The 19,571-nt window shown below is 67.5% G+C and carries 20 protein-coding genes; 13 read left to right on the plus strand and 7 right to left on the minus strand.

The features are described from left to right. Window positions 1-29: 29 nt before the first annotated feature. From ACZYZF_RS23195 to ACZYZF_RS23210, 4 genes are all read left to right on the plus strand, one after another. Window positions 30-575 carry a TetR/AcrR family transcriptional regulator gene (locus tag ACZYZF_RS23195; protein ID WP_463747028.1) on the plus strand — a complete coding sequence of 182 codons (546 nt, stop codon included), beginning with the start codon at window positions 30-32 and terminating at the stop codon, window positions 573-575. Window positions 576-594: 19 nt separating this feature from the next. After that, on the plus strand, window positions 595-1,083 hold the full coding sequence (locus ACZYZF_RS23200; protein WP_463747029.1) for a glutathione peroxidase: 489 nt from the start codon (window positions 595-597) through the stop codon (window positions 1,081-1,083). An 80-nt stretch (window positions 1,084-1,163) separates the two neighbouring features. Then, on the plus strand, window positions 1,164-1,868 hold the full coding sequence (locus ACZYZF_RS23205; RefSeq protein ID WP_463747030.1) for a DUF2334 domain-containing protein: 705 nt from the start codon (window positions 1,164-1,166) through the stop codon (window positions 1,866-1,868). 21 nt (window positions 1,869-1,889) lie between these two features. Then, window positions 1,890-3,560, plus strand: coding sequence for an FAD-binding dehydrogenase (locus tag ACZYZF_RS23210; RefSeq protein ID WP_463836921.1), 1,671 nt, complete (start codon window positions 1,890-1,892; stop codon window positions 3,558-3,560). Between the two features lie 66 nt (window positions 3,561-3,626). Here the strand turns inward: ACZYZF_RS23210 and ACZYZF_RS23215 are convergent, their stop codons facing one another. Continuing rightward, window positions 3,627-4,265, minus strand: a complete 639-nt coding sequence (locus ACZYZF_RS23215) for an MBL fold metallo-hydrolase (RefSeq protein ID WP_463747032.1) — start codon at window positions 4,263-4,265, stop codon at window positions 3,627-3,629. Between the two features lie 46 nt (window positions 4,266-4,311). Here ACZYZF_RS23215 and ACZYZF_RS23220 point away from each other — a divergent pair, with 46 nt between their 5' ends. Genes ACZYZF_RS23220 through purQ form a run of 3 tightly spaced genes read left to right on the plus strand, consistent with a single transcriptional unit; the run spans window position 4,312 to window position 5,868 of the window. Beyond that, window positions 4,312-4,947, plus strand: coding sequence for an ATPase (locus ACZYZF_RS23220; RefSeq protein WP_463747232.1), 636 nt, complete (start codon window positions 4,312-4,314; stop codon window positions 4,945-4,947). Between the two features lie 10 nt (window positions 4,948-4,957). Beyond that, window positions 4,958-5,197 carry a phosphoribosylformylglycinamidine synthase subunit PurS gene (gene purS, locus ACZYZF_RS23225; protein ID WP_454792204.1) on the plus strand — a complete coding sequence of 80 codons (240 nt, stop codon included), beginning with the start codon at window positions 4,958-4,960 and terminating at the stop codon, window positions 5,195-5,197. Further along, window positions 5,194-5,868 (plus strand): phosphoribosylformylglycinamidine synthase subunit PurQ, encoded by a 675-nt coding sequence (purQ, locus tag ACZYZF_RS23230; RefSeq protein ID WP_463747033.1) that lies wholly within the window; start codon window positions 5,194-5,196, stop codon window positions 5,866-5,868. Before purS ends, purQ begins: the two co-directional genes overlap by 4 nt. A gap of 54 nt (window positions 5,869-5,922) precedes the next feature. Here the strand turns inward: purQ and ACZYZF_RS23235 are convergent, their stop codons facing one another. Beyond that, on the minus strand, window positions 5,923-6,720 hold the full coding sequence (locus ACZYZF_RS23235) for a family 1 encapsulin nanocompartment shell protein (protein WP_463747034.1): 798 nt from the start codon (window positions 6,718-6,720) through the stop codon (window positions 5,923-5,925). Further along, window positions 6,717-7,748: a Dyp-type peroxidase gene (locus tag ACZYZF_RS23240; protein WP_463836923.1), complete on the minus strand. Its 1,032-nt coding sequence runs from the start codon at window positions 7,746-7,748 to the stop codon at window positions 6,717-6,719. The genes ACZYZF_RS23235 and ACZYZF_RS23240 overlap by 4 nt, the downstream gene beginning before the upstream one ends. A 50-nt stretch (window positions 7,749-7,798) precedes the next feature. On the opposite strand from ACZYZF_RS23240, the gene ACZYZF_RS23245 reads away from it, so the two are divergent. Together ACZYZF_RS23245 and ACZYZF_RS23250 are read left to right on the plus strand one after the other, a co-directional pair. Continuing rightward, on the plus strand, window positions 7,799-9,061 hold the full coding sequence (locus ACZYZF_RS23245) for a M18 family aminopeptidase (protein ID WP_463747036.1): 1,263 nt from the start codon (window positions 7,799-7,801) through the stop codon (window positions 9,059-9,061). A gap of 34 nt (window positions 9,062-9,095) precedes the next feature. Next, window positions 9,096-9,443: a VOC family protein gene (locus ACZYZF_RS23250; protein WP_463747037.1), complete on the plus strand. Its 348-nt coding sequence runs from the start codon at window positions 9,096-9,098 to the stop codon at window positions 9,441-9,443. 25 nt (window positions 9,444-9,468) lie between these two features. Here the strand turns inward: ACZYZF_RS23250 and ACZYZF_RS23255 are convergent, their stop codons facing one another. Then, window positions 9,469-10,449, minus strand: a complete 981-nt coding sequence (locus ACZYZF_RS23255; protein WP_463747038.1) for a hypothetical protein — start codon at window positions 10,447-10,449, stop codon at window positions 9,469-9,471. Between the two features lie 103 nt (window positions 10,450-10,552). Between ACZYZF_RS23255 and purL the strand changes: the two genes are divergently transcribed. Genes purL through ACZYZF_RS23270 form a run of 3 tightly spaced genes read left to right on the plus strand, consistent with a single transcriptional unit; the run spans window position 10,553 to window position 15,221 of the window. Continuing rightward, window positions 10,553-12,847, plus strand: a complete 2,295-nt coding sequence (gene purL / locus ACZYZF_RS23260) for a phosphoribosylformylglycinamidine synthase subunit PurL (protein ID WP_463747233.1) — start codon at window positions 10,553-10,555, stop codon at window positions 12,845-12,847. Continuing rightward, a complete protein-coding gene (locus tag ACZYZF_RS23265; RefSeq protein WP_463747039.1) occupies window positions 12,844-14,571 on the plus strand; it encodes an alpha/beta hydrolase in 1,728 nt (575 codons plus the stop codon). The genes purL and ACZYZF_RS23265 overlap by 4 nt, the downstream gene beginning before the upstream one ends. Next, complete coding sequence (locus tag ACZYZF_RS23270) at window positions 14,571-15,221, plus strand: Rv0804 family intramembrane glutamic endopeptidase (RefSeq protein WP_463747040.1); 651 nt, start codon at window positions 14,571-14,573, stop codon at window positions 15,219-15,221. The genes ACZYZF_RS23265 and ACZYZF_RS23270 overlap by 1 nt, the downstream gene beginning before the upstream one ends. Here ACZYZF_RS23270 and ACZYZF_RS23275 read toward each other — a convergent pair. Next, a complete protein-coding gene (locus ACZYZF_RS23275) occupies window positions 15,142-16,407 on the minus strand; it encodes a hypothetical protein (RefSeq protein ID WP_463747041.1) in 1,266 nt (421 codons plus the stop codon). The genes ACZYZF_RS23270 and ACZYZF_RS23275 overlap by 80 nt on opposite strands. A gap of 63 nt (window positions 16,408-16,470) precedes the next feature. Continuing rightward, entirely contained in the window at window positions 16,471-17,643 is a 1,173-nt protein-coding gene (locus ACZYZF_RS23280; protein WP_463747234.1) for an MCE family protein, read from the minus strand. Between the two features lie 51 nt (window positions 17,644-17,694). Between ACZYZF_RS23280 and ACZYZF_RS23285 the strand changes: the two genes are divergently transcribed. Continuing rightward, a complete protein-coding gene (locus ACZYZF_RS23285; RefSeq protein ID WP_463747042.1) occupies window positions 17,695-18,090 on the plus strand; it encodes a sterol carrier family protein in 396 nt (131 codons plus the stop codon). A 1-nt stretch (window position 18,091) separates the two neighbouring features. Here the strand turns inward: ACZYZF_RS23285 and ACZYZF_RS23290 are convergent, their stop codons facing one another. Next, complete coding sequence (locus ACZYZF_RS23290; RefSeq protein ID WP_463747235.1) at window positions 18,092-19,444, minus strand: DoxX family protein; 1,353 nt, start codon at window positions 19,442-19,444, stop codon at window positions 18,092-18,094. Window positions 19,445-19,571 lie beyond the last annotated feature (127 nt).

The following is a 19,571-nucleotide window of genomic DNA, read 5'->3' on the forward strand; positions in this document are numbered from 1 at the left end:
TGTCAAGATGTGGGATTAGGATGGGCTGCATGGGCTATCACCACGGTGACCTCAAGGCCGTGATCCTCGCGCAGGCCGCCACGCTCGTTTCCGAGCGGGGCGCCGACGGCATCTCGCTGCGCGAACTCGCGCGGGCCGCAGGCGTCTCCCATGCGGCCCCCGCCCACCACTTCACCGACCGGCGCGGGTTGTTCACCGCACTGGCCACCGAAGGGTTTCAGCTCCTGGCCGCGGCACTGACCGAGGCGAGGCCGCAGTTCATCGACGCCGCCAAGGCCTATGTGCGCTTCGCCCTGGACCACCCCGGCCACTACGAGGTGATGTTCGACAAGTCGCTCTACGACGACACCGACACCGAGCTGGTCGCCGCCGCGTCGGCCGCCGGAGCCGAACTGAACCGCGGCGTCGGCACGCTGACCGACCCCAAGGCGGCCGCCGACCCGGACAGTGCCGCGCTGGCCGCTTGGTCTCTGGTGCACGGGTTTTCGATGCTGTGGCTCAACGACGCGATCGACACCGGGGGTGACCCGATCGCCAAGGTGGAGAGCCTGGCCGCGATCCTGTTCGATGGTTAGATCCGGTAGCGTCGCGCCAATGAGCCTCAACGACATTCCGCTGACCACCCTCGACGGCAGGCAGACCACGCTGGCCGAGCTCGCGACCGGCGCCGCACTGGTGGTCAACGTGGCCTCCAAGTGCGGGCTGACCCCGCAGTACAGCGCCCTCGAGAAGCTCGCGCAGGATTACGGCTCCCGCGGGCTGACCGTCGTCGGCGTTCCGTGCAACCAGTTCATGGGTCAGGAGCCTGGCAGCGCCGAGGAGATCCAGACGTTCTGCTCGACCTCCTACGGCGTGACGTTCCCGTTGCTGGCCAAGACCGACGTCAACGGCGCCGACCGGCATCCGCTCTACGCCGCGCTGACCCAGGCCACAGACGCGGCCGGTGAGGCCGGAGACATCCAGTGGAACTTCGAGAAGTTCCTGCTCAACCCCGACGGTACGGTGGCCAACCGGTTCCGTCCGCGCACCGAGCCGGACGCACCCGAGGTGATCGCGGCAATCGAAGCGGTCCTGCCGGCCTGATCGCAGGGTCTATCCCAATGGACACTCGGCGTCAGAGTGTTCGACACCGTCCCGACATGTGACGTTGCCACACTGGCAGCGTGACCGGACAACTCATCGTCTCGATATCGCAGATCAGCGATCGCACGATGGCTGACGTCGAGTCGTTCTGCGCCGAGCTCGACACCCGTGGCGTTCCCGCCTCGATGATGGTTGCGCCGCGGCTCAAGGGTGGTTACCGGTTGGACCGCGATGCCGGCACGGTGGAATGGCTGACCCGTCGGCGCAGTGGCGGTGACGCCATCGTGCTGCACGGCTACGACGAGGCCGCGACCAAGAAGCGGCGCGGCGAGTTCGCGTCGTTGCCCGCCCATGAGGCCAACCTGCGGCTGATGGGCGCCGACCGGGTGCTCGAACACCTGGGTCTGCGTACCCGGTTGTTTGCCGCCCCTGGCTGGACTGTTTCGCCGGGCACCGTGACCATCCTGCCGCGCAACGGCTTTCGGCTGCTCGCCGATCTGAATGGCATCACCGACCTGGTCCGGCAGACCACGACACGAGCGCGGGTCGTGGGTATCGGTGAAGGATTCCTGTCCGAGCCGTGGTGGTGCCGCACCGTGGTGCTCGCCGCTGAACGCACCGCGCGACGCGAAGGCATGGTGCGCGTCGCAGTCGCTGCGCGGCACCTGCGGCGGCCCGGCCCGCGGCAGGCCATGCTGGATGCAATCGACCTGGCTTTGCTGCACCAGTGCGTGCCGACGGTCTACGGGTGGCGAGGATTTTCGGCACTGACCGAGGCCGCCTGACAAGCGCTAGTGTTGCGTCTCATGGCGGACGCCGATGTCATTGTCGTGGGGGCGGGCCTGGCCGGATTGGTCGCCGCGGGTGAACTGCTGGAGCGCCCCGGCCGAGCCGGGAATCAGGGCAAGGGTCTGCGGGTACTGATCCTCGACCAGGAGAACGCCGCCAACCTGGGCGGTCAGGCGTTCTGGTCGTTCGGTGGTCTGTTCTTCGTCGACAGCCCCGAACAACGCAGGCTCGGTATCCGCGACAGCCAGGAGTTGGCGCTACAGGACTGGTTGGGCACCGCCGGTTTCGACCGTCCCGAGGATCACTGGCCCCTGGAGTGGGCCCATGCCTACGTCGACTTCGCCGCCGGGGAGAAACGCAGTTGGTTGCGGGCACGTGGTCTGCAGATCTTCCCGTTGGTCGGATGGGCCGAGCGGGGCGGTTACGGGGCGCTGGGACACGGCAACTCGGTGCCGCGTTTCCACATCACCTGGGGGACCGGCCCGGCGATCGTCGACGTCTTCGCCCGCCGGCTGGTGGAAGACCCCCGGGTGCGATTTGCCCACCGGCACCGCGTCGATGAGCTCATCGTCTCCGACGGCGCCGTCGTCGGCGTCCGGGGTTCGGTGCTGGATCCCTCCGATGCGCCCCGCGGCGCACCGTCGTCACGGAATGTCGTCGGAGACTTCGAGTTCCGCGCATCGGCGGTGATCGTGGCCAGTGGCGGCATCGGTGGCAACCACGATCTGGTGCGGAAGAACTGGCCGTCCCGCATGGGCCGGGTGCCCGAGCAACTACTAAGCGGGGTACCCGCGCACGTCGACGGCCGCATGATCGGCATCTCCGAGACCGCCGGCGCGCACGTCATCAACAGCGACCGGATGTGGCACTACACCGAAGGCATCACCAACTACGATCCGATCTGGCCCGACCATGGGATCCGTATCCTGCCCGGACCATCGTCATTGTGGTTGGACGCCAACGGAAAACGACTTCCCGGTCCGCTGTACCCAGGCTTCGACACCCTCGGCACGCTCGAACACATCTGTCGCACCGGGCAGGACTACACCTGGTTCATCCTCGACGCGCGCATCATCGCCAAGGAGTTCGCGCTGTCCGGCCAGGAGCAGAACCCCGACCTCACGTCGCGCAGCGTGCGCGACGTGCTGGCGCGGGTACGCCCCGGTGCGCCGGCCCCGGTCCAGGCTTTCGTCGATCGCGGCGTCGACTTCGTCAGCGCGCGGTCGCTTCGCGAACTCGTGGCTGCCATGAACGACGTGCCGGATGTCGTTGAACTCGACTACGCCACCGTCGCGGCCGAAGTCACCGCGCGGGACCGTGAGGTGGTCAACAAATTCACCAAGGATGGGCAGATCACGGCCATTCGGGCGGCGCGCAGCTACCTCGGTGACCGGTTCAGCCGCGTCGTCGCCCCGCATCGCCTCACCGACCCCAAGGCCGGACCGATGATCGCCGTCAAGCTGCACATCCTGACCCGAAAGTCTCTGGGAGGGTTGGAAACCGACCTGGACTCGCGCGTGCTCAAAGCCGACGGCACCGCGTTCTCGGGCCTGTACGCCGCCGGTGAGGCGGCCGGATTCGGCGGCGGCGGGGTGCATGGCTACCGATCCCTGGAAGGCACCTTCCTCGGCGGCTGTATCTTCTCCGGCCGAGCGGCCGGGCGGGGTGCGGCCGCCGATATCGCCTGAGTCCCGCGAGCAGACGCAAAACTGCCCCTTTTTGTTGAAATAGAGGCAGTTTTGCGTCTGCTCGCGTTAGAACTCGGTGCCGTTTTCCTCGGCCAGCACCTGGAAGTCGGTCTTCGTCATCTCGGACAGCCGTCCGTAGTAGATGCCCCGCGCATTTGGCTCGATGATGCCCTGATGGATGGGCACCGCCCGGGCCGGTGCGACCGCGCGCAGGAAGTCCACGGCCTCCGAGATTTTCATCCACGGGGCGGCCGCCGGGGTGGCCAGCACGTCGACCGGCTCACCGGGGACAAACAGTGCGTCCCCCGGGTGCATGAGCCGCGCGGGATGCTCGTCGTCGCCCAGCAGGTACGAAATGTTGTCGATCACAGGGATTTCCGGATGGATCACGGCATGCCGACCGCCGGTGCCCCGCACATTCAGTGAGCCGACCCGGAACGCGTCGCCGGGATGCACGGCGCGCCACGGCTCGCCCAGTTGGGCAGCGGTCTGCGGGTCGGCATACAGCGCCGCCTGTGGGTTGGCCGCGATCAGCGCGGGCAACCGGGCAGTATCGGCGTGGTCGGGGTGCTGATGGGTGATCAGGATGGCCGACAAGCCGGTGATGCCTTCAAAACCGTGCGAGAAGTTGCCCGGGTCGAACAGCACCGTGGTGTCCGAAATGCTGGCGAGTAGGCACGAATGTCCGAAATGCGTGAGTTGCATACCTATATTGTGGCGCTCGGTGGGGTTATGGCGGGTGATCGTGGCGATGTCGATCGTGCTCTGCGGGCTGGCCGCAGCGCCCCCTTCCGCTTGGTCGGAGCCCAGCCCCGACTGTCCGCCGCTGTGTGACCGCATACCCGATTCGGCGTGGGTGCGGTCGTCGCAACTCCCGTTGGTGCGCGAATACCGCTGGCCCGGGCTGGCCGGCTTGGCCGTGACCGCCGTGTCACCCCGCTTCCGTTTCGAGGAGGAATGCGGGTCGCCGCTCGTGCCCGGGGACCCGCGCGGCTACGCCGTCGCGGCACGGTCCGAGGTCGGGCAACCCGGAGGCCACTGGCAGCTACGCGTGCAGGTCATCCATTGGCGCGGCGAGACATGGCAGGGCGGTCAGACGGCGCTCGCGGTGGTGCAGGGGGCGGCCGGTGCGCTGCGCGCCTGTCCGGGCGTCGGGACGTCGATCACCACCGACCGGCCCGGGAGGCTGGCGGCGGCGATCAACTTCGGCAACACCAGGGTGCTGCACCAGTATCTGCTCGCCGATCCGGACAACAGCACCGTGGTGGAGCTGGCCATGTGGTCGAGCACCCCGACACAGGTTCCATGGTCGGCACCATCCGATCACCAGGTGCTCGATGCGCTTGCGGACCCACTGTGCACGGCCTACATAGGGTCATGCCGGTAGAGTGTGCGCCGTGGCAAAGGTGGTTGTGCACGTCATGCCCAAGGCGGAGATCCTCGACCCTCAGGGGCAGGCAATCGTCGGGGCACTTGGTCGGCTTGGACATGGTGGTATCTCGGACGTCCGTCAGGGCAAGCGTTTCGAGCTCGAAGTCGACGACTCCGTAGCTGACGAAACTCTGGCCGAGATCGCCGAATCTCTGCTGGCCAACACGGTTATCGAGGACTTTTCGGTGAGCCGGGAGGGGTCGTGAGCACCCGTGTCGGGGTGATCACCTTCCCCGGGACGCTCGACGACGTCGACGCGTCCCGCGCGGTACGTCTGGCCGGGGCCGAGGCGGTCAGCCTGTGGCACGCCGACGCCGACCTCAAGGGCGTGGACGCAGTCGTCGTCCCCGGCGGTTTCTCCTACGGCGACTACCTACGCTGCGGGGCGATCGCGAAGTTCGCACCGGTCATGGGCTCGGTCGTCGAAGCTGCCGGTCGCGGCATGCCGGTGCTCGGTATCTGCAACGGCTTTCAGGTGTTGTGCGAGGCCGGCTTGTTGCCCGGTGCGCTGACCCGCAACGCCGGCCTGCATTTCATCTGCCGTGACACGTGGCTGGAAGTGGCCTCCAACACCACGGCGTGGACGACCCGGTACGACGCCGGCGCCGACCTGCTTATCCCGCTGAAATCGGGGGAGGGTCGCTATGTCGCCTCCGAAGCCGTGCTCGACGAGCTCGAGGGTGAGGACCGCGTGGTCTTCCGTTACCGCGAGAACCTCAACGGCTCGATGCGCGGCATCGCCGGCGTGTGCTCGGCCAACCGCCGCGTCGTCGGTCTGATGCCGCATCCCGAACACGCCACCGAGGCGTTGACCGGTCCGTCCGATGACGGGCTCGGGTTGTTCTACTCCGCGCTGGACGCGGTTCTCTCGGTCTAGGTCCCCTCAAACGCCACGGGCGTGCGCGAACACGCACGCCCGCAGCGCAGCGGATCAGGCAGTGAGTGCGACCGAGGCCTCGGCGGTGTAGGCCAGGAACGTCAGCGTCTCCTGCAGGTAGAGCTGCACGCTCTCGGCGTCGTGGGACAGGTAGCCGATAGACACGTCGGTGCCCAGCTGCAGGTCGAAATCCCCACCGCGGGTGGACAGTACGAACGCACCGTCGATCGCGGGAGCCCAGATGATCTCACCGTCGACCAAGCGGCTCAGGTGCTCGCGGATCGGGTAACCGTGCGCGGTGGTCTCGCTGACCTTGGTGTAGATCTCGGCCGAGAGCAGCACCGAGTACGGCCCGTCGACACCGGCCAGTCTCAGCTCCGAGAGCGCCTGGGCGATCACGTCGGGAATCTCGCGGGCATCGTCGGGCAGGGCCAGCGCCGGGTTGGAGCTGGAGCTGCGGATGCCTTCGATCGAGGCCGCCGGGTATCCCTCGAAGATTGCCCGGTCCTCGACGAACGCCAGCTTCTTGGCGGCATCCTTGACCGGATCCCAGTCGGAGTCCTGTGCGCCGCGCTCGACGTCGTCAATCGCGGTGCGCGACACCGTGAACGGAACCCGCAGGCGCACCAGCGGCCGCGCGCCGCGCAGGTGGGCGACCACGCCGTCACCGGGCGACTTCACGTCGAGCAGATGCCCCGTGCTGACCGCCGCGGTGACCGGGCCGCCGGGCTCGCTGACATCGACCACGCGCCGGCCGGCGATGTGCCGCTTGAAGGTTCGGCTGGCCTCGAGTTCGATCTCGGCCCATGCCGACTCGGTGATCGGTGCGAGCTCGCGGTACAGGTTGTTCATTGCGGGATTCCTTTCAGACTGCCGATGCCGAGCGAGCCGTCGTGGTGGCCCTCAGTTGGTGAAGCTTCCTGCGCTGTCGCCCCTTCGTCCAACGACGGCAACGGTGGTGGATCATCCAGAAAGTCGATCGTGGGTGTGAAGAACAACCCACCGGTGACGGCGGTGGAGAAATCAAGGATCCGGTCGGTGTTCCCGGGCGGATCGCCGATGAACATGTTGGTCAACATCCGCTCGGTGACCGCCGGTGTGCGCGAATAACCGATGTAATACGTACCGAATTCGCCCTTGCCGATCTCACCGAACGGCATGTTGTGCCGGATGATCTTGAGCTCGTTGCCTGCGTCGTCTTCGATCACGTTGAGCGCAACGTGCGAATTGACCGGCTTGACCGCGTCGTCGAGCTCGATGTCGTCGAGTTTGGTGCGGCCGATCACCCGCTCCTGCTCCTCGGTGGACAGCGAATTCCAGGAACTCATGTCATGGGTGTACTTCTGCACGTGCACATAGCAGCCACCCGCGAAATCCGGGTCCTCCTCGCCGATCTGGCTGGCGCCGGCGGCCACCGAACCGTTCGGGTTCTCGGTGCCGTCGACGAAGCCGAGCAGATCGCGGTTGTCGAAGAACTTGAAGCCGTGCACCTCGTCGACGATCGTCACGGCGCCGGCCAGTGCGTCGGCGAATTTGGTGGCGAGCTCGAAACACACATCCATGGACTCCGCGCGCAGGTGGAACAGCAGGTCCCCCGGGGTCGCCGGAGCCCGGTGCCGTGGGCCGTCCAACGGAAGGAATGGGTGCAGTTCGGCGGGACGCGGACCGGTGAACAACCGGTCCCAGGCATCGGACCCGATCGACACGATCGCCGAAAGGTGCTTGGTGGGATCACGGAAGCCGATGGCACGCACCAGACCAGAGATATCGGCCAGGGCGTCGTGGACCGTCGCCTCACCGCCCTCGACGATCGTCGCGACCATGAACACGGCGGCCGGCGTCAGCGGGGCCAGAACCGGCTGGGGCTGTGGAGCAGGCACATATTGGACCCTAACGTGGACCGCGCCGAAATCCCGGTCAAGATAGAGATATGCCAGCCAGCCCACAGAGCTTGTGCGAGTTCATCGACGCGTCGCCGTCTCCGTTCCACGTGTGCGCCACCGCCGCGCAACACTTGCGTGACGCGGGATTCACCGAGCTCGCCGAGACCGACAGCTGGCCGGGCTCGCGAGGAAAGTTCTTCACGGTGCGAGCGGGTTCGCTGGTGGCCTGGAACACCGAGGGCGCCGATGCCGCTGCGCCGTTCCGGGTTGTCGGCGGTCACACCGACAGCCCCAACCTCCGGGTCAAACAGCACCCGGACCGTGCCATCGCAGGCTGGCAGGTGGTGGCACTGCAACCGTACGGCGGGGCCTGGCTCAACTCCTGGCTGGACCGGGACCTCGGGATCAGCGGCCGGCTCTCGGTCCGCGACGGCAACCGCATCGAACATCGGCTGATCCGGATCGACGATCCGATCCTGCGCGTGCCCCAACTGGCCATCCATCTGTCTGAGGACCGCAAAGGTGTCAGCCCGGACCCGCAACGGCACGTCAACGCGGTGTGGGGGCTGGGGGAGCGGCCGCGGTCCTTCGTCGGATTCGTCGCCGAACGGGCCGGGGTCCAGGAGCGCGACGTGCTCGGTTTTGATCTGATGACCCACGACCTGACGCCGTCGGCGATCACCGGAGCCGACGCGGAGTTCGTCAGCGCACCCCGGTTGGACAACCAGGCGACCTGTTACGCCGGGCTGCAGGGCTTCCTGGCCGCCGGCTCGGGCACCCACGTGCCGGTGCTGGCGCTGTTCGACCACGAGGAGGTCGGCTCGACGTCGGATCACGGCGCCCAGTCGGAGCTGCTGCCGACGGTGCTGGAGCGCATCGTGCTCGCCGCAGGAGGCTCCCGGGAGGATTTCTTGCGCCGGGCGGCCGGCTCCATGGTGGCCTCCGGGGACATGGCGCACGCGACGCACCCGAACTACCCGGACCGTCACGAGCCCGGACACCTGATCGAGGTCAACGCCGGGCCCGTGCTCAAAGTCCAGCCCAACCTGCGCTACGCCACCGACGGACGCACCGCGGCGGCGTTCGCGCTGGCCTGCGATCAGGCCGGGGTGCCACTGCAGCGTTATGAGCATCGCGCCGACCTGCCGTGCGGGTCGACCATCGGGCCGATGACCTCGGCGCGCACCGGAATCCCGACCGTCGACGTGGGTGCGGCGCAGCTGGCCATGCACTCGGCGCGCGAGTTCATGGGCGCGGCCGACGTCGCCGCCTACTCGGCCGCATTGCAGGCATTTCTTTCGCCGAACTGACGTGGTGTCGCCGCCTCGGTCTATGGTCGGCGCCATGACGCTCTCGATGGAAATGATCACGTTCGACTGCGCGAATCCGGACACGCTCGCCGATTGGTGGGCACGGGCGGTCAGCGGCTCTGTGAATGCCTATGCACCAGGGGAATTCGTGCTTGTGCAACGCGATGGTGGTCCGAATCTGGGCTTTCAGCGGGTACCCGACCCGACTCCGGGCAAGAACCGCGTACATGTCGACTTCCACGCTGCGGACATGGAGGCCGAGGTAGCCCGGCTCGTGGGTCTCGGCGCCACCGAGACGGGCAGGCACAACTTCGGCGAAGAGTTCCGCTGGGTCGTGCTCACCGACCCGGCCGGCAACGCGTTCTGCATCGCGGGCGGATAACCGCCGGTAGCTCCCGCCGCCCGCGTCATGGCGGGCAGCTCTCGAACTGGGCGCGCAGCCTGGTCTGCAGGGCCTCGTCCGCAGCAATGCGCGGCTGCGGCTCCTGGGCATCCTTCGAACAACCACCGGGACGTACGGTGATGTGCGCATCGGCGACTTCGTAGACCATCGGTAGCCCCCAATTCTTGATGAGCTGCAGCTGGTCGATCAGAAGCCGATCCTCACCGGGACCGGTGGGTACAGCGTCGATCGAGAAGCGGGGCGGTTCCAGGTCGAATCCCCCTTTGGTGGGCGCGATCCGGTCGAGTGCCTCCCATAGCGTCAGCTGTTCCGGGGTGGGCAGGCCGTGGTGTGAACGGATGCTCGGTCCGCTGTTGCCGTCCACATCGACGATGTGCCAGTCCGCGGTCGAGTTCGGAAAGTCTGCGATCAGCTTCCGGACCGAGGCCGCGAACCCCGACGCGCTGAGCGGATCACTCACGTGGTCGTAACTGCGCAGGATCACCTTCAGGCTGGTGTTCGCCGGTCTCCAGGCGCCGTCGGGGGATGCCAACCCGACGATCTCGTACGCGTAGTCGCCCTGCGCCAGCTTGAGCCAGTCCTGCCACGGCGGTTCCGGGGTGGTCTTGGAAGGGTCGAAGCTGAGATACATCGTGGCGCCCGACTGGGCGGGGAAGGACGGGGCGGACCGTCTCACATTGAGGCCGGCGCCCAGCTCGCCGTACACCATCGATCCGTGGATCTGGTCGGCGAAGGTGCGGCCGAGCGCCGACAGTTGGTCAGCGGTGGCATCGGCACCGACGTAGACGTCGAAGCTCGCGGTGCGCACCCCGAACCCGCTGTTGCTCGAGACCGTATGTGTGACGAACGTGACGCCGGGCTGGTTCCTCAACACCTTGTCGATCAGGCCGGCCGACCACGAGCCTCTGAACTGGCAACAAGTGATGCCGAGCGCAAACACGACGCCGAAAATGGCCAGCCACACCTTCGGCCCGAGCTTCCGCATCCGCCGAGTATGCCGCTCGTCAGCGCGGTGCACCCGCGGTTGCCCGCGACCATGTGCGAGCAGCCATTAAGCTGGACCCGTGACGTCTGAGCTCACCCACGATATCGACACGGTGCAGCGGGCAGCCGCCACCCCTGATCAGCCCCAGCCGTACCGCGAACTCGGCCTCAAGGACGACGAGTACGAGCGGATTCGCGAGATCCTGGGTCGCCGCCCGACTGACGCCGAGCTGGCCATGTACTCGGTGATGTGGAGCGAACACTGCTCCTACAAGTCCTCCAAGGTGCACCTCCGCTACTTCGGTGAGACCACGACCGAGGAGATGCGCGCCGGCATGCTGGCCGGCATCGGCGAGAATGCCGGCGTCGTCGACATCGGCGACGGCTGGGCGGTCACCTTCAAGGTCGAGTCGCACAACCACCCGTCCTACGTGGAGCCCTACCAGGGTGCGGCCACGGGCGTCGGCGGCATCGTCCGCGACATCATGGCGATGGGTGCCCGGCCGGTGGCGGTCATGGATCAGCTGCGCTTCGGCGCGGCCGACGCGCCGGACACCCGCCGCGTGCTCGACGGCGTGGTGCGCGGTGTCGGCGGCTACGGCAACTCGCTGGGCCTGCCCAACATCGGCGGCGAGACGATCTTCGACCCCTCCTACGCGGGCAACCCGTTGGTCAACGCGCTGTGCGTCGGTGCGCTGCGCAAGGAAGACCTGCACCTGGCGTTCGCGTCGGGCACCGGTAACAAGATCATCCTGTTCGGCGCGCGCACGGGCCTCGACGGCATCGGCGGTGTCTCGGTGCTGGCGTCGGACACCTTCTCCGGCGACGAGAGCGGCGCGGGCCGCAAGAAGCTACCGAGCGTTCAGGTGGGCGATCCGTTCACCGAGAAGGTGCTCATCGAGTGTTGCCTCGAGCTGTACTCGGCCGGCCTGGTTGTCGGTATCCAGGACCTCGGCGGTGCCGGATTGTCCTGTGCCACTTCAGAACTCGCTTCCGCTGGCGACGGTGGCATGCACATCGAACTGGATCAGGTGCCGCTGCGGGCCAAGGACATGAACCCGGCCGAGGTGCTCTCCAGCGAATCGCAGGAACGCATGTGCGCCGTGGTGACGCCGGAGAACGTCGACGCGTTCCTGGCCGTGTGCCGCAAGTGGGAGGTGCTGGCCACCGTGATCGGTGAGGTCACCGACGGGGACCGGCTGCAGATCACCTGGCACGGCGACACCGTGGTGGACGTGCCGCCGCGCACCGTGGCCCACGAGGGCCCCGTCTACCAGCGCCCGGTCGCGCGTCCGGACACCCAGGACGCCTTGGTCGCCGACACCTCGGCCAAGCTGCCACGGCCCAAGACCGGTGACGAGCTCAAGGCCACCCTGCTGGCGCTGATCGGCAGCCCGCACCTGTGCAGCCGGGCGTTCATCACCGAGCAGTACGACCGATACGTGCGCGGCAACACCGTGCTGGCCGAGCATGCCGACGGCGGCGTCCTGCGCATCGACGAGACCACGGGCCGCGGCATCGCGGTCTCCACCGATGCCTCGGGCCGCTACACCCAGCTCGATCCGTACACCGGCGCGCAGCTGGCACTGGCCGAGGCCTACCGCAACGTCGCGGTCACCGGGGCCACCCCGGTCGCGGTGACCAACTGCCTCAACTTCGGCTCGCCCGAGGATCCCGGGGTGATGTGGCAGTTCAGCCAGGCCGTCCGCGGATTGGCCGATGGCTGTGCCGCCCTTGGTATTCCGGTTACCGGCGGCAACGTCAGCTTCTACAACCAGACCGGCTCCACCGCGATTCTGCCGACCCCGGTGGTGGGCGTGCTCGGGGTGTTGGAGGATGTGCGCCGACGTGTCCCTACGTCTTTCGGTACCGAACCGGGCGAGACACTGCTGCTGCTCGGCGACACCCACGACGAGTTCGACGGCTCGGTCTGGGCGCAGGTCACCGGTGATCACCTGGGCGGGGTTCCGCCGAAGGTGGACCTCGCCCGCGAGAAACTGCTCGCCGAGGTACTGACCGCCGCCTCGCGCGACGGGCTGATCTCGGCGGCCCACGACCTGTCCGAGGGCGGGCTCATCCAGGCCGTCGTCGAGGCTGCGCTGGCTGGTGAAACCGGTTGCCGTGTCATCCTTCCGGAGGACCTGACCGACGGCATCGACCCGTTTGTCTTCCTGTTCTCCGAGTCGGCGGGCCGGGTGCTGGTCGCCGTGCCGCGCACCGAGGAGAGCCGGTTCCGGGCGATGTGTGAGGCCCGGGATCTACCGGTCACGCGCGTCGGCGTGGTGGACCAGGGTCCAGACGGGGGAGAACCCGCCATCGAGGTCCAGGGACAGTTCAGTATTTCGCTAGCGGAGTTGCGGAGCACGTCGGAGGGCGTGCTGCCCGGGCTGTTCGGGTGACGAGGGAAAACCTCGACGAACGTCATCCTCTGCTGCGCTGGGCCTGGCGCCTGGTGCGACTGGACTTCACCGGTATTGCCGTCGGAGCCCTGTTCTTCTGCCTCTCACTGACCCCGTCCCTGCTGCCGCGCGACTGGTTGTTCGCCGGGCTGATCGGCGGTATCAACGCCGGGATCGGCTACGGCATCGGGGTGCTGCTGGGAAAAGTGCTGTACCGCTTCGTTTTACGGCGGAGGGCGTGGTGGCCCCCGGGCAAGCGGGTGTTACTCGGACTCAAGGCGGTCGTCGTCACCGGGGCGATCGTGGCGTCCATCCTGATGCTGATCCCCGCGGCTGCCTGGCAACGGCAGGTCTCGGCGCTGATGGGCATCGAGGGGCCGGCCACCCTCGGCTACCTGCGCACCCTGATCATCGCCGTCGCGGTGGCGGCCGCACTGATCGGCACCGCGCGGGTGCTGCGCGATGCCGTGCGGCTACTGGCCAGTGTGTTCATCCGGCGGTGGCGCCTGCACCGGGAGATGGCCCAGTTCATCGGCACTGCCATCGTGGTGGTGCTGGTCGTCACCTTGGTCAACGGGGTGCTCTACCGCGGGTTCCTGGCCGGTGCCAGCCGCGTGTTCCAGCCGCAGGACACCACCACCGGCGACGGCATCAGCCAACCCGCCGAACCTCAGAGGTCAGGCAGCCCAGACTCATTCGCGGCCTGGGACTCCCTCGGCTTTCAGGGCCGCAACTTCGTCGCATCCGGCCCGCGTGCCGCCGAGCTCGAGACGGTCAACGGTTCCCCGGCCAAGGAACCTATCCGGGTATACGCCGGTCTGCACACCGGAAACTCCGATGATCAGCGGATCGCGGTGTTGCTCAGCGAACTTGAGCGTACGCACGCCTTCGATCGCAGGCTGTTGGTCATCGTGCCGACCACCGGTACCGGCTGGGTCAACCCGGTGGCCGCCCGCGCACTGGAGCTGATGTACAACGGCGACACCGCGATGGTCGGCATGCAGTATTCCTATCTCCCGAGCTGGATCTCGTTCATGGGCGACCAAGAGAAGTCGATGAACAACGGCCGGTTGATGATCGACGCGATCCATGCCCGTTGGGAGCAGCTGCCTCCCGGGCACCGTCCCAAGTTGGTGCTCTACGGGGAGAGCCTGGGTTCGATGGCCGGGCAGGGCGCATTCAGCTGGCTGCCCGACATCTCCCGGATGGACTTCTCCTCGGTGCTGTGGGTCGGGCCGCCCAACGCAAGCCCGTTGTGGCGCGGCCTGATCGCGCGCCGGGATCCGGGCACCCCGGAGGTACGCCCCCGTTACGACAATGGTCGCACCGTCCGGTTCTCCGAGGCCGCCGACGCCGCCGAGATCGCCGACGACACCGCCCCACCGTGGGAAGGCACTCGCGTGCTGTTCCTGCAGCACCCGTCCGACCCGATCATCTGGTGGTCGAGCGATCTGCTGTTCTCCGAACCGGATTGGCTGGTCGAGCCGCCGGGTGGGGACCGCACCGCCTCGATGCGCTGGTATCCGATCATCACGTTCTGGCAGGTGGCCGCCGACATCACCAACGCATCGAGCGTCCCCGACGGGCACGGGCACAACTACGGCGAATCGGTGCTCGACGGGTGGGCTGCGGTGGCCCCGCCGGACGGCTGGACGCCCGACGACACCGAACGCATCCGGTTGGTGCTGGAGAAGGCCGCGGCCGAAGACGGACCCGAATACTGATGGCGGCCAGCCAAATTCGTGCCGTGGCGCTGGCGGCAGGGCTGGTGACATGGAACGGCCTGGTCGATCCGAGGCTGCCGGCCAGGTGGCAGCCGCTGGTGCGGGCGGCCCTCGGTGGCGTGCTCATGTTCGGCGCGGGAGCCCGGCCGGGGCTACGGCCTCCGGCGGTGTGGTCGGGTCTGCGCCTGGGTGCGGCCGCCGCGACCGCGGTGAGCGCCGGTGTCGCAGCGACGTCGACGGTGCCGGTGGTCCGCACCGGGATGCGCGAAAAGGTCCTGCCCGAACAGCCGGGCAGCTGGCTGGCGGTGCGGATCCCGCTCGGGACCGTGTGGCCGGAGGAGGCGGCCTTTCGCGGCGCACTCGGCAAGGTCGGCGCCGACGCATTCGGCCCGGCCGGCGGTCAGGCGTTGCAGGCCGCTGCTTTCGGGTTGTCACACATCGCCGACGCCCGTGCCGCAGGCCAACCCGTGATTCCGACCGTGCTGGTCACCGGGATTGCCGGGTGGGTGTTCGGCTGGCTGGCGCAGCGTTCGGCGAGTCTGACCGCGCCGATGCTGGCGCACCTGGCGATCAATGAAGCGGGCGCGCTGGCTGCACTGGCCTACCAAGCCGCGCCAGCAGCGCTGCCACCGCGACGATCGCGGCCGTGACGATCAGGGGCCACAACGTGGGCATCGAGAAATCGGTGACCCGCAGCGGGATCAACACCACACAGACCGCCACCACGGCCAGGATCAGCCGCGGTGTCTGCTGTGCCGCAGCGGAACCCTCGATACGCGAATTAGCCTCGGCGACAAGCACATAGACCACCAGAAGGAGCAATGCCGGGATTGCCATCTGCAGCCTCCCGAGGTGATCCTGGAACCGGGAGAACGCCATGGCCAGCAAGCACATCGCCGCGGGAACCAGTAGCGCCACCTCCGGACCGGAACCGAAGAGCCGCCCCGCGACCCGGGTGGCCGCCCACATCAGGGCCAGCAAGGCGGCCGAGCCCAGACACAACGCGCCGGTGGTGAACCAGTAGAACCCGGCGTCGGCGAAGAACTCGGAGATGATCAGTGAGAGATTCACCGCAGTGCTGTGAAACCCGCCGGTCGCGCCGATGTTGGCAGCCGCCAGCAGGGCCACCGCGCCGAGCGCTGTGACCCCTACTGCGGTGCCCACCGGGCGCGCCACCGACTCCAGACGTCCGCTCACCACGGTCGCCGCCTCGAAACCGACCAGGCCGAGGCCGAGCGGTATGGCCGCTGCGGTGGCCAGCAGGACCGAATCGACGTGGGTGCTCCCCATCTCCATCGGCGGTGTGCCCGTCGCCACCCGGGCCACGATCGCGAGCGCAAGGTAGAGGAAGATCAGCAGGCCCACGCCGGCCAGTGCGGCCGCCGTCGCGCCTACCGCCCGGGTGGGCAGGTAGGCCACCACAGCGCCGGCGATGACCACCACGGCCACCGACCAGCCTGGCCACCACCACCCGGCCAGCGCGGTCTCGAGGTCCGGTGCGCCGGTCAAGGGCTGCAACGCCAGTGTCAGGGCGGCACCCACACCAAGGAGCACATACGCTGCCAGTTGGATGAGGCTGGTGAACCGCCCGGCCGCAGGTCCGACGGTGGAGGCGACGAGGTCACCTGTCGACACCGCCTGCGGCGCGTGCCGGTGCAGGCGGGCGAATGCGAACACCAACACCGCCGCGATCGCCGCGGCGCTCAGGCCGGCCACCCCGTTGAAGATCGCGGCGCCGATCGGTGCCAGGGACAGGCCGATCGCGCGCCAGGCCGGAAGCGGAGGGGGCCAGGCTGTGGGGGGCCCGGGGCTCGCCGGTACTGCGCGTTTAGGCATCGGCACTACCGTTCACAAAGTCCCCTCTCACCCGAAATCCCCTGGATCAAGATCGTAGAGTCGTCACGGGTTGATCGTGGGCTCACCGATCTGTCGGCCCCAGACGTAATCGTTGAAAATCGGTGAGCCGAGTTCGACATGGTTGTACGGCGCGATCGACAGCCCGGTGTCCATCACCAGATACGGTGCGGGCCACAGGTCGGCGGTGATCGGCTTCCAGCAGCCGGGCTTGCCCTCGGGCCCGCCCTTGGCGTTGACGCGCGGCAGATTGTCCGGATAGACGTACATGTTCCCCACACCGATGCTCGACAAGGTCCCCGTGCTTTCGAAGGAATATCCGTTGTCGCCGCCGAACGTCGCATAGAAAGCGGGCGCGACGTCGTGGTAGTTGCGGATCGTGCAGAAGAGCTGTCCCTGATATTTGTCGAACAGCTTCGACGTCGGGATCAGATCCTGCGCGCCACGCTGCAGATACGGACCGCCGCGCTCGAGGATGTCGGAACCGGTCCCGGCGAAACCGATCGCCGCGACCAGCGCGGCGTCGAGTTGACCGCGCTGGGCGTAGAAGGTGGCGGCGCTGTTCGCGGCGTCGGCGAGACCGTCGAACAGGTCAGGTCCGGCCGCCGCATAGCGTTCGCCGAGATCGGCCAGGGCGGCGATGTCATGGCGCAGCGCAGGCAAGCGTGGGTTCACATCGTCGAGGATGGTGTTGCCGTCTGCCAGCGACTGCCCGAAGGCGTTGCCCAGCCCGGTCAATGCCTGGGCGGTGGCGGACAAGGTCTGGTTCAGCTTGATCGGGTCGACCTGTTCGGTGATCGCGGTGATCGTCTCGAACAGCGTGTTGAACTCGGTGGTAACCGCCGTGACGTCGAGCGGGGTCGATGTCGAAACCCGTTGCGGGCTCGGATGTTCCGGAGATGTGAAGGCCACGTATTTATTGCCGAATACGGTGGTCGCCTGGATCGAGGTCTGCACGTTGGCCGGCAGCAGGTCGAGGTACTTCGGGTTGATGTCGAGATGCACCAGAGCCCGGACCGGATCGGAGTCGGCGCTCACCGCACCCACCCGGCCGATCGGAACACCGTTGTAGGTCACCTTCGAACCCGGATCGAGGACCAGGCCCGCGCGCGAGGCCAGCAGTGTCAGCGGTGCCTTGGGTTCGAAAGCGCCCCGGAACTGCGCCACGATCACCGCCAGGATCAGCCCGACGATCACAAGAAACACCGCACCGGCCATGCGGTACGGCGGATTTCGGTGATCGGCAAACACTTTGCGAGACTCTATGGCATGGCCGCGCGAGGCAGTGTCGATCCACTAAAGACCAAGGCGGCGGTCGCCGTCGTGGCCGACTGGCTGCGCGCACCCACTCAACCGGAACCCGCCCGCACCGAACTGGCGGAGGCGGTCCGGCTGACGGCGCGCACGCTGGCCGCAATGGCTCCGGGTGCCAGCGTCGAGGTGCGGGTGCCCCCCTTCGTCGCCGTGCAGTGCATCGCCGGGCCGCGACACACCCGCGGCAATCCGCCGAACGTGGTGGAAACCGACCCGCGGACCTGGCTGCTGCTGGCCACCGGACTGCTCGACCTCGACGCGGCCGGTTCCGCGGTGCAGATGTCGGGATCGCGGGCCGGTGAGGTGGCGCGGTGGTTGCCGCTCGTGCCGCTGGGAGACCGACCTCACTGATTCATCTGAAGTACGGGTACTCCTGCACCCAGTGGAAGCCCCGGTTACGCAAAGTAAATTGGTCGAGTTCCATCCGGTCCAGCCGGATCGTGACGTTGCGGCCGGACAACTCGCCGGTGAGCCGCAATTCCTGCGGTGACGGTCGCGACGCGGTCAGGTTGGCCAGAGGTGAGCCGTCGGGTCCCGACACCGTCAGCCGGTCCCCGTCGACCTTGACCGGGGCATCCACCAATTCGCCGTTCATCTGCTGATAGGTCAGCACCTCGGGCAGGTCGAAAACGACCCGCTGCCAACGGTGTTGATCGGTGGTCAGCGGAGGCGCCGTCCTGCCGTCGACATCGAAGCGGCTCACCGTCCAGATTCCGTACAACTCGGGTTTGACGCGGCCACCGCCGTACTCGCTCCAGCTCTGCCAGCCGACCAGTACACAACCGGCGACCATCCAGATGCCCAGCGCGGCCTGCACCCGGGCCGCGATGATGTTGGCCCGCCGATCAGCGAACAACTCTGGCTGGCCGGCCGGCTCGGTGGGCCGCTGCAGGACCAGGAAGTCGGCCAATCGGCGGTACTGCGGGACCAGCAGCACCAGACCCATCAACAGCAGATGTCCGGACAGAATCTTGACCGGCACATCGAAGGTCATGTTCAGCAGGAACACCTGCGCCATGCTGGCCACGCCCAGCAGCGCGCCCAGCGTCGCGGTCCGTGGCAGGAAGAGCAGCAGCCCGGCGGCCACCTCGACCGCGCCCAGTGCCATCTCGTACGGATGGGAACTGCCCACCTGCAGCCACAGCACCGAGGCCGGGCTGAACTCGCCGTACGGGCGCAGCAACGCCGCCAACGGCGGGGCCGGCATCTGCGTCGGGATGAGCTTGGCGAATCCGTAGAAGAGCATCTGCCCCGCCACGCACAGTCTCAGAAATGTCAGGAACCAGGCCCACAGCCGCGAGTAGTCCCGCCGTCGCCGGTCCACCCACGACCACACCGCGGTGCCGACAGCGGCGACGACCAACAGGCAGAACATCATGACCCAGATCGCGGCTTGATCCCCGCTGCCGGAATCTCGGTGCAGCGCCGCCTCGATCCCGAAGACGTGACTGCCGACCCAGCGCAGCACGGGGTCCAGCACCGTCATCTGCCACATCACCGCCTGCTCCGGCAGCCAGTGGCTGATGACCCCCAGGAAGGTAAAGGTGATCTGCGCGAACAACAGACAGAAGAGGCCGAAGTACAGAAAACAGAACCGGAATGCGATCTTCGTCACCTCCGGCCACGGTTGCCGCGGGTCGGTCGCGTCGGAATCGGGGGGATCGGTTGTCGGATTCTCCGAGAGTTGGCGCGTCACGAAAACCATCCTTGCCGTTGGCATGTGGTGGGTCGATGGGGTTATCCCGACGGATTCGGGTGCGGCCGGCCACACCATCGTGCAGCCGCGGCGGAATGACGATGGTGCCGTCCGCTGTTGTAAAAGCCGGTGTCAG

The organism is Mycobacterium sp. IDUB_24 (assembly GCF_055419385.1).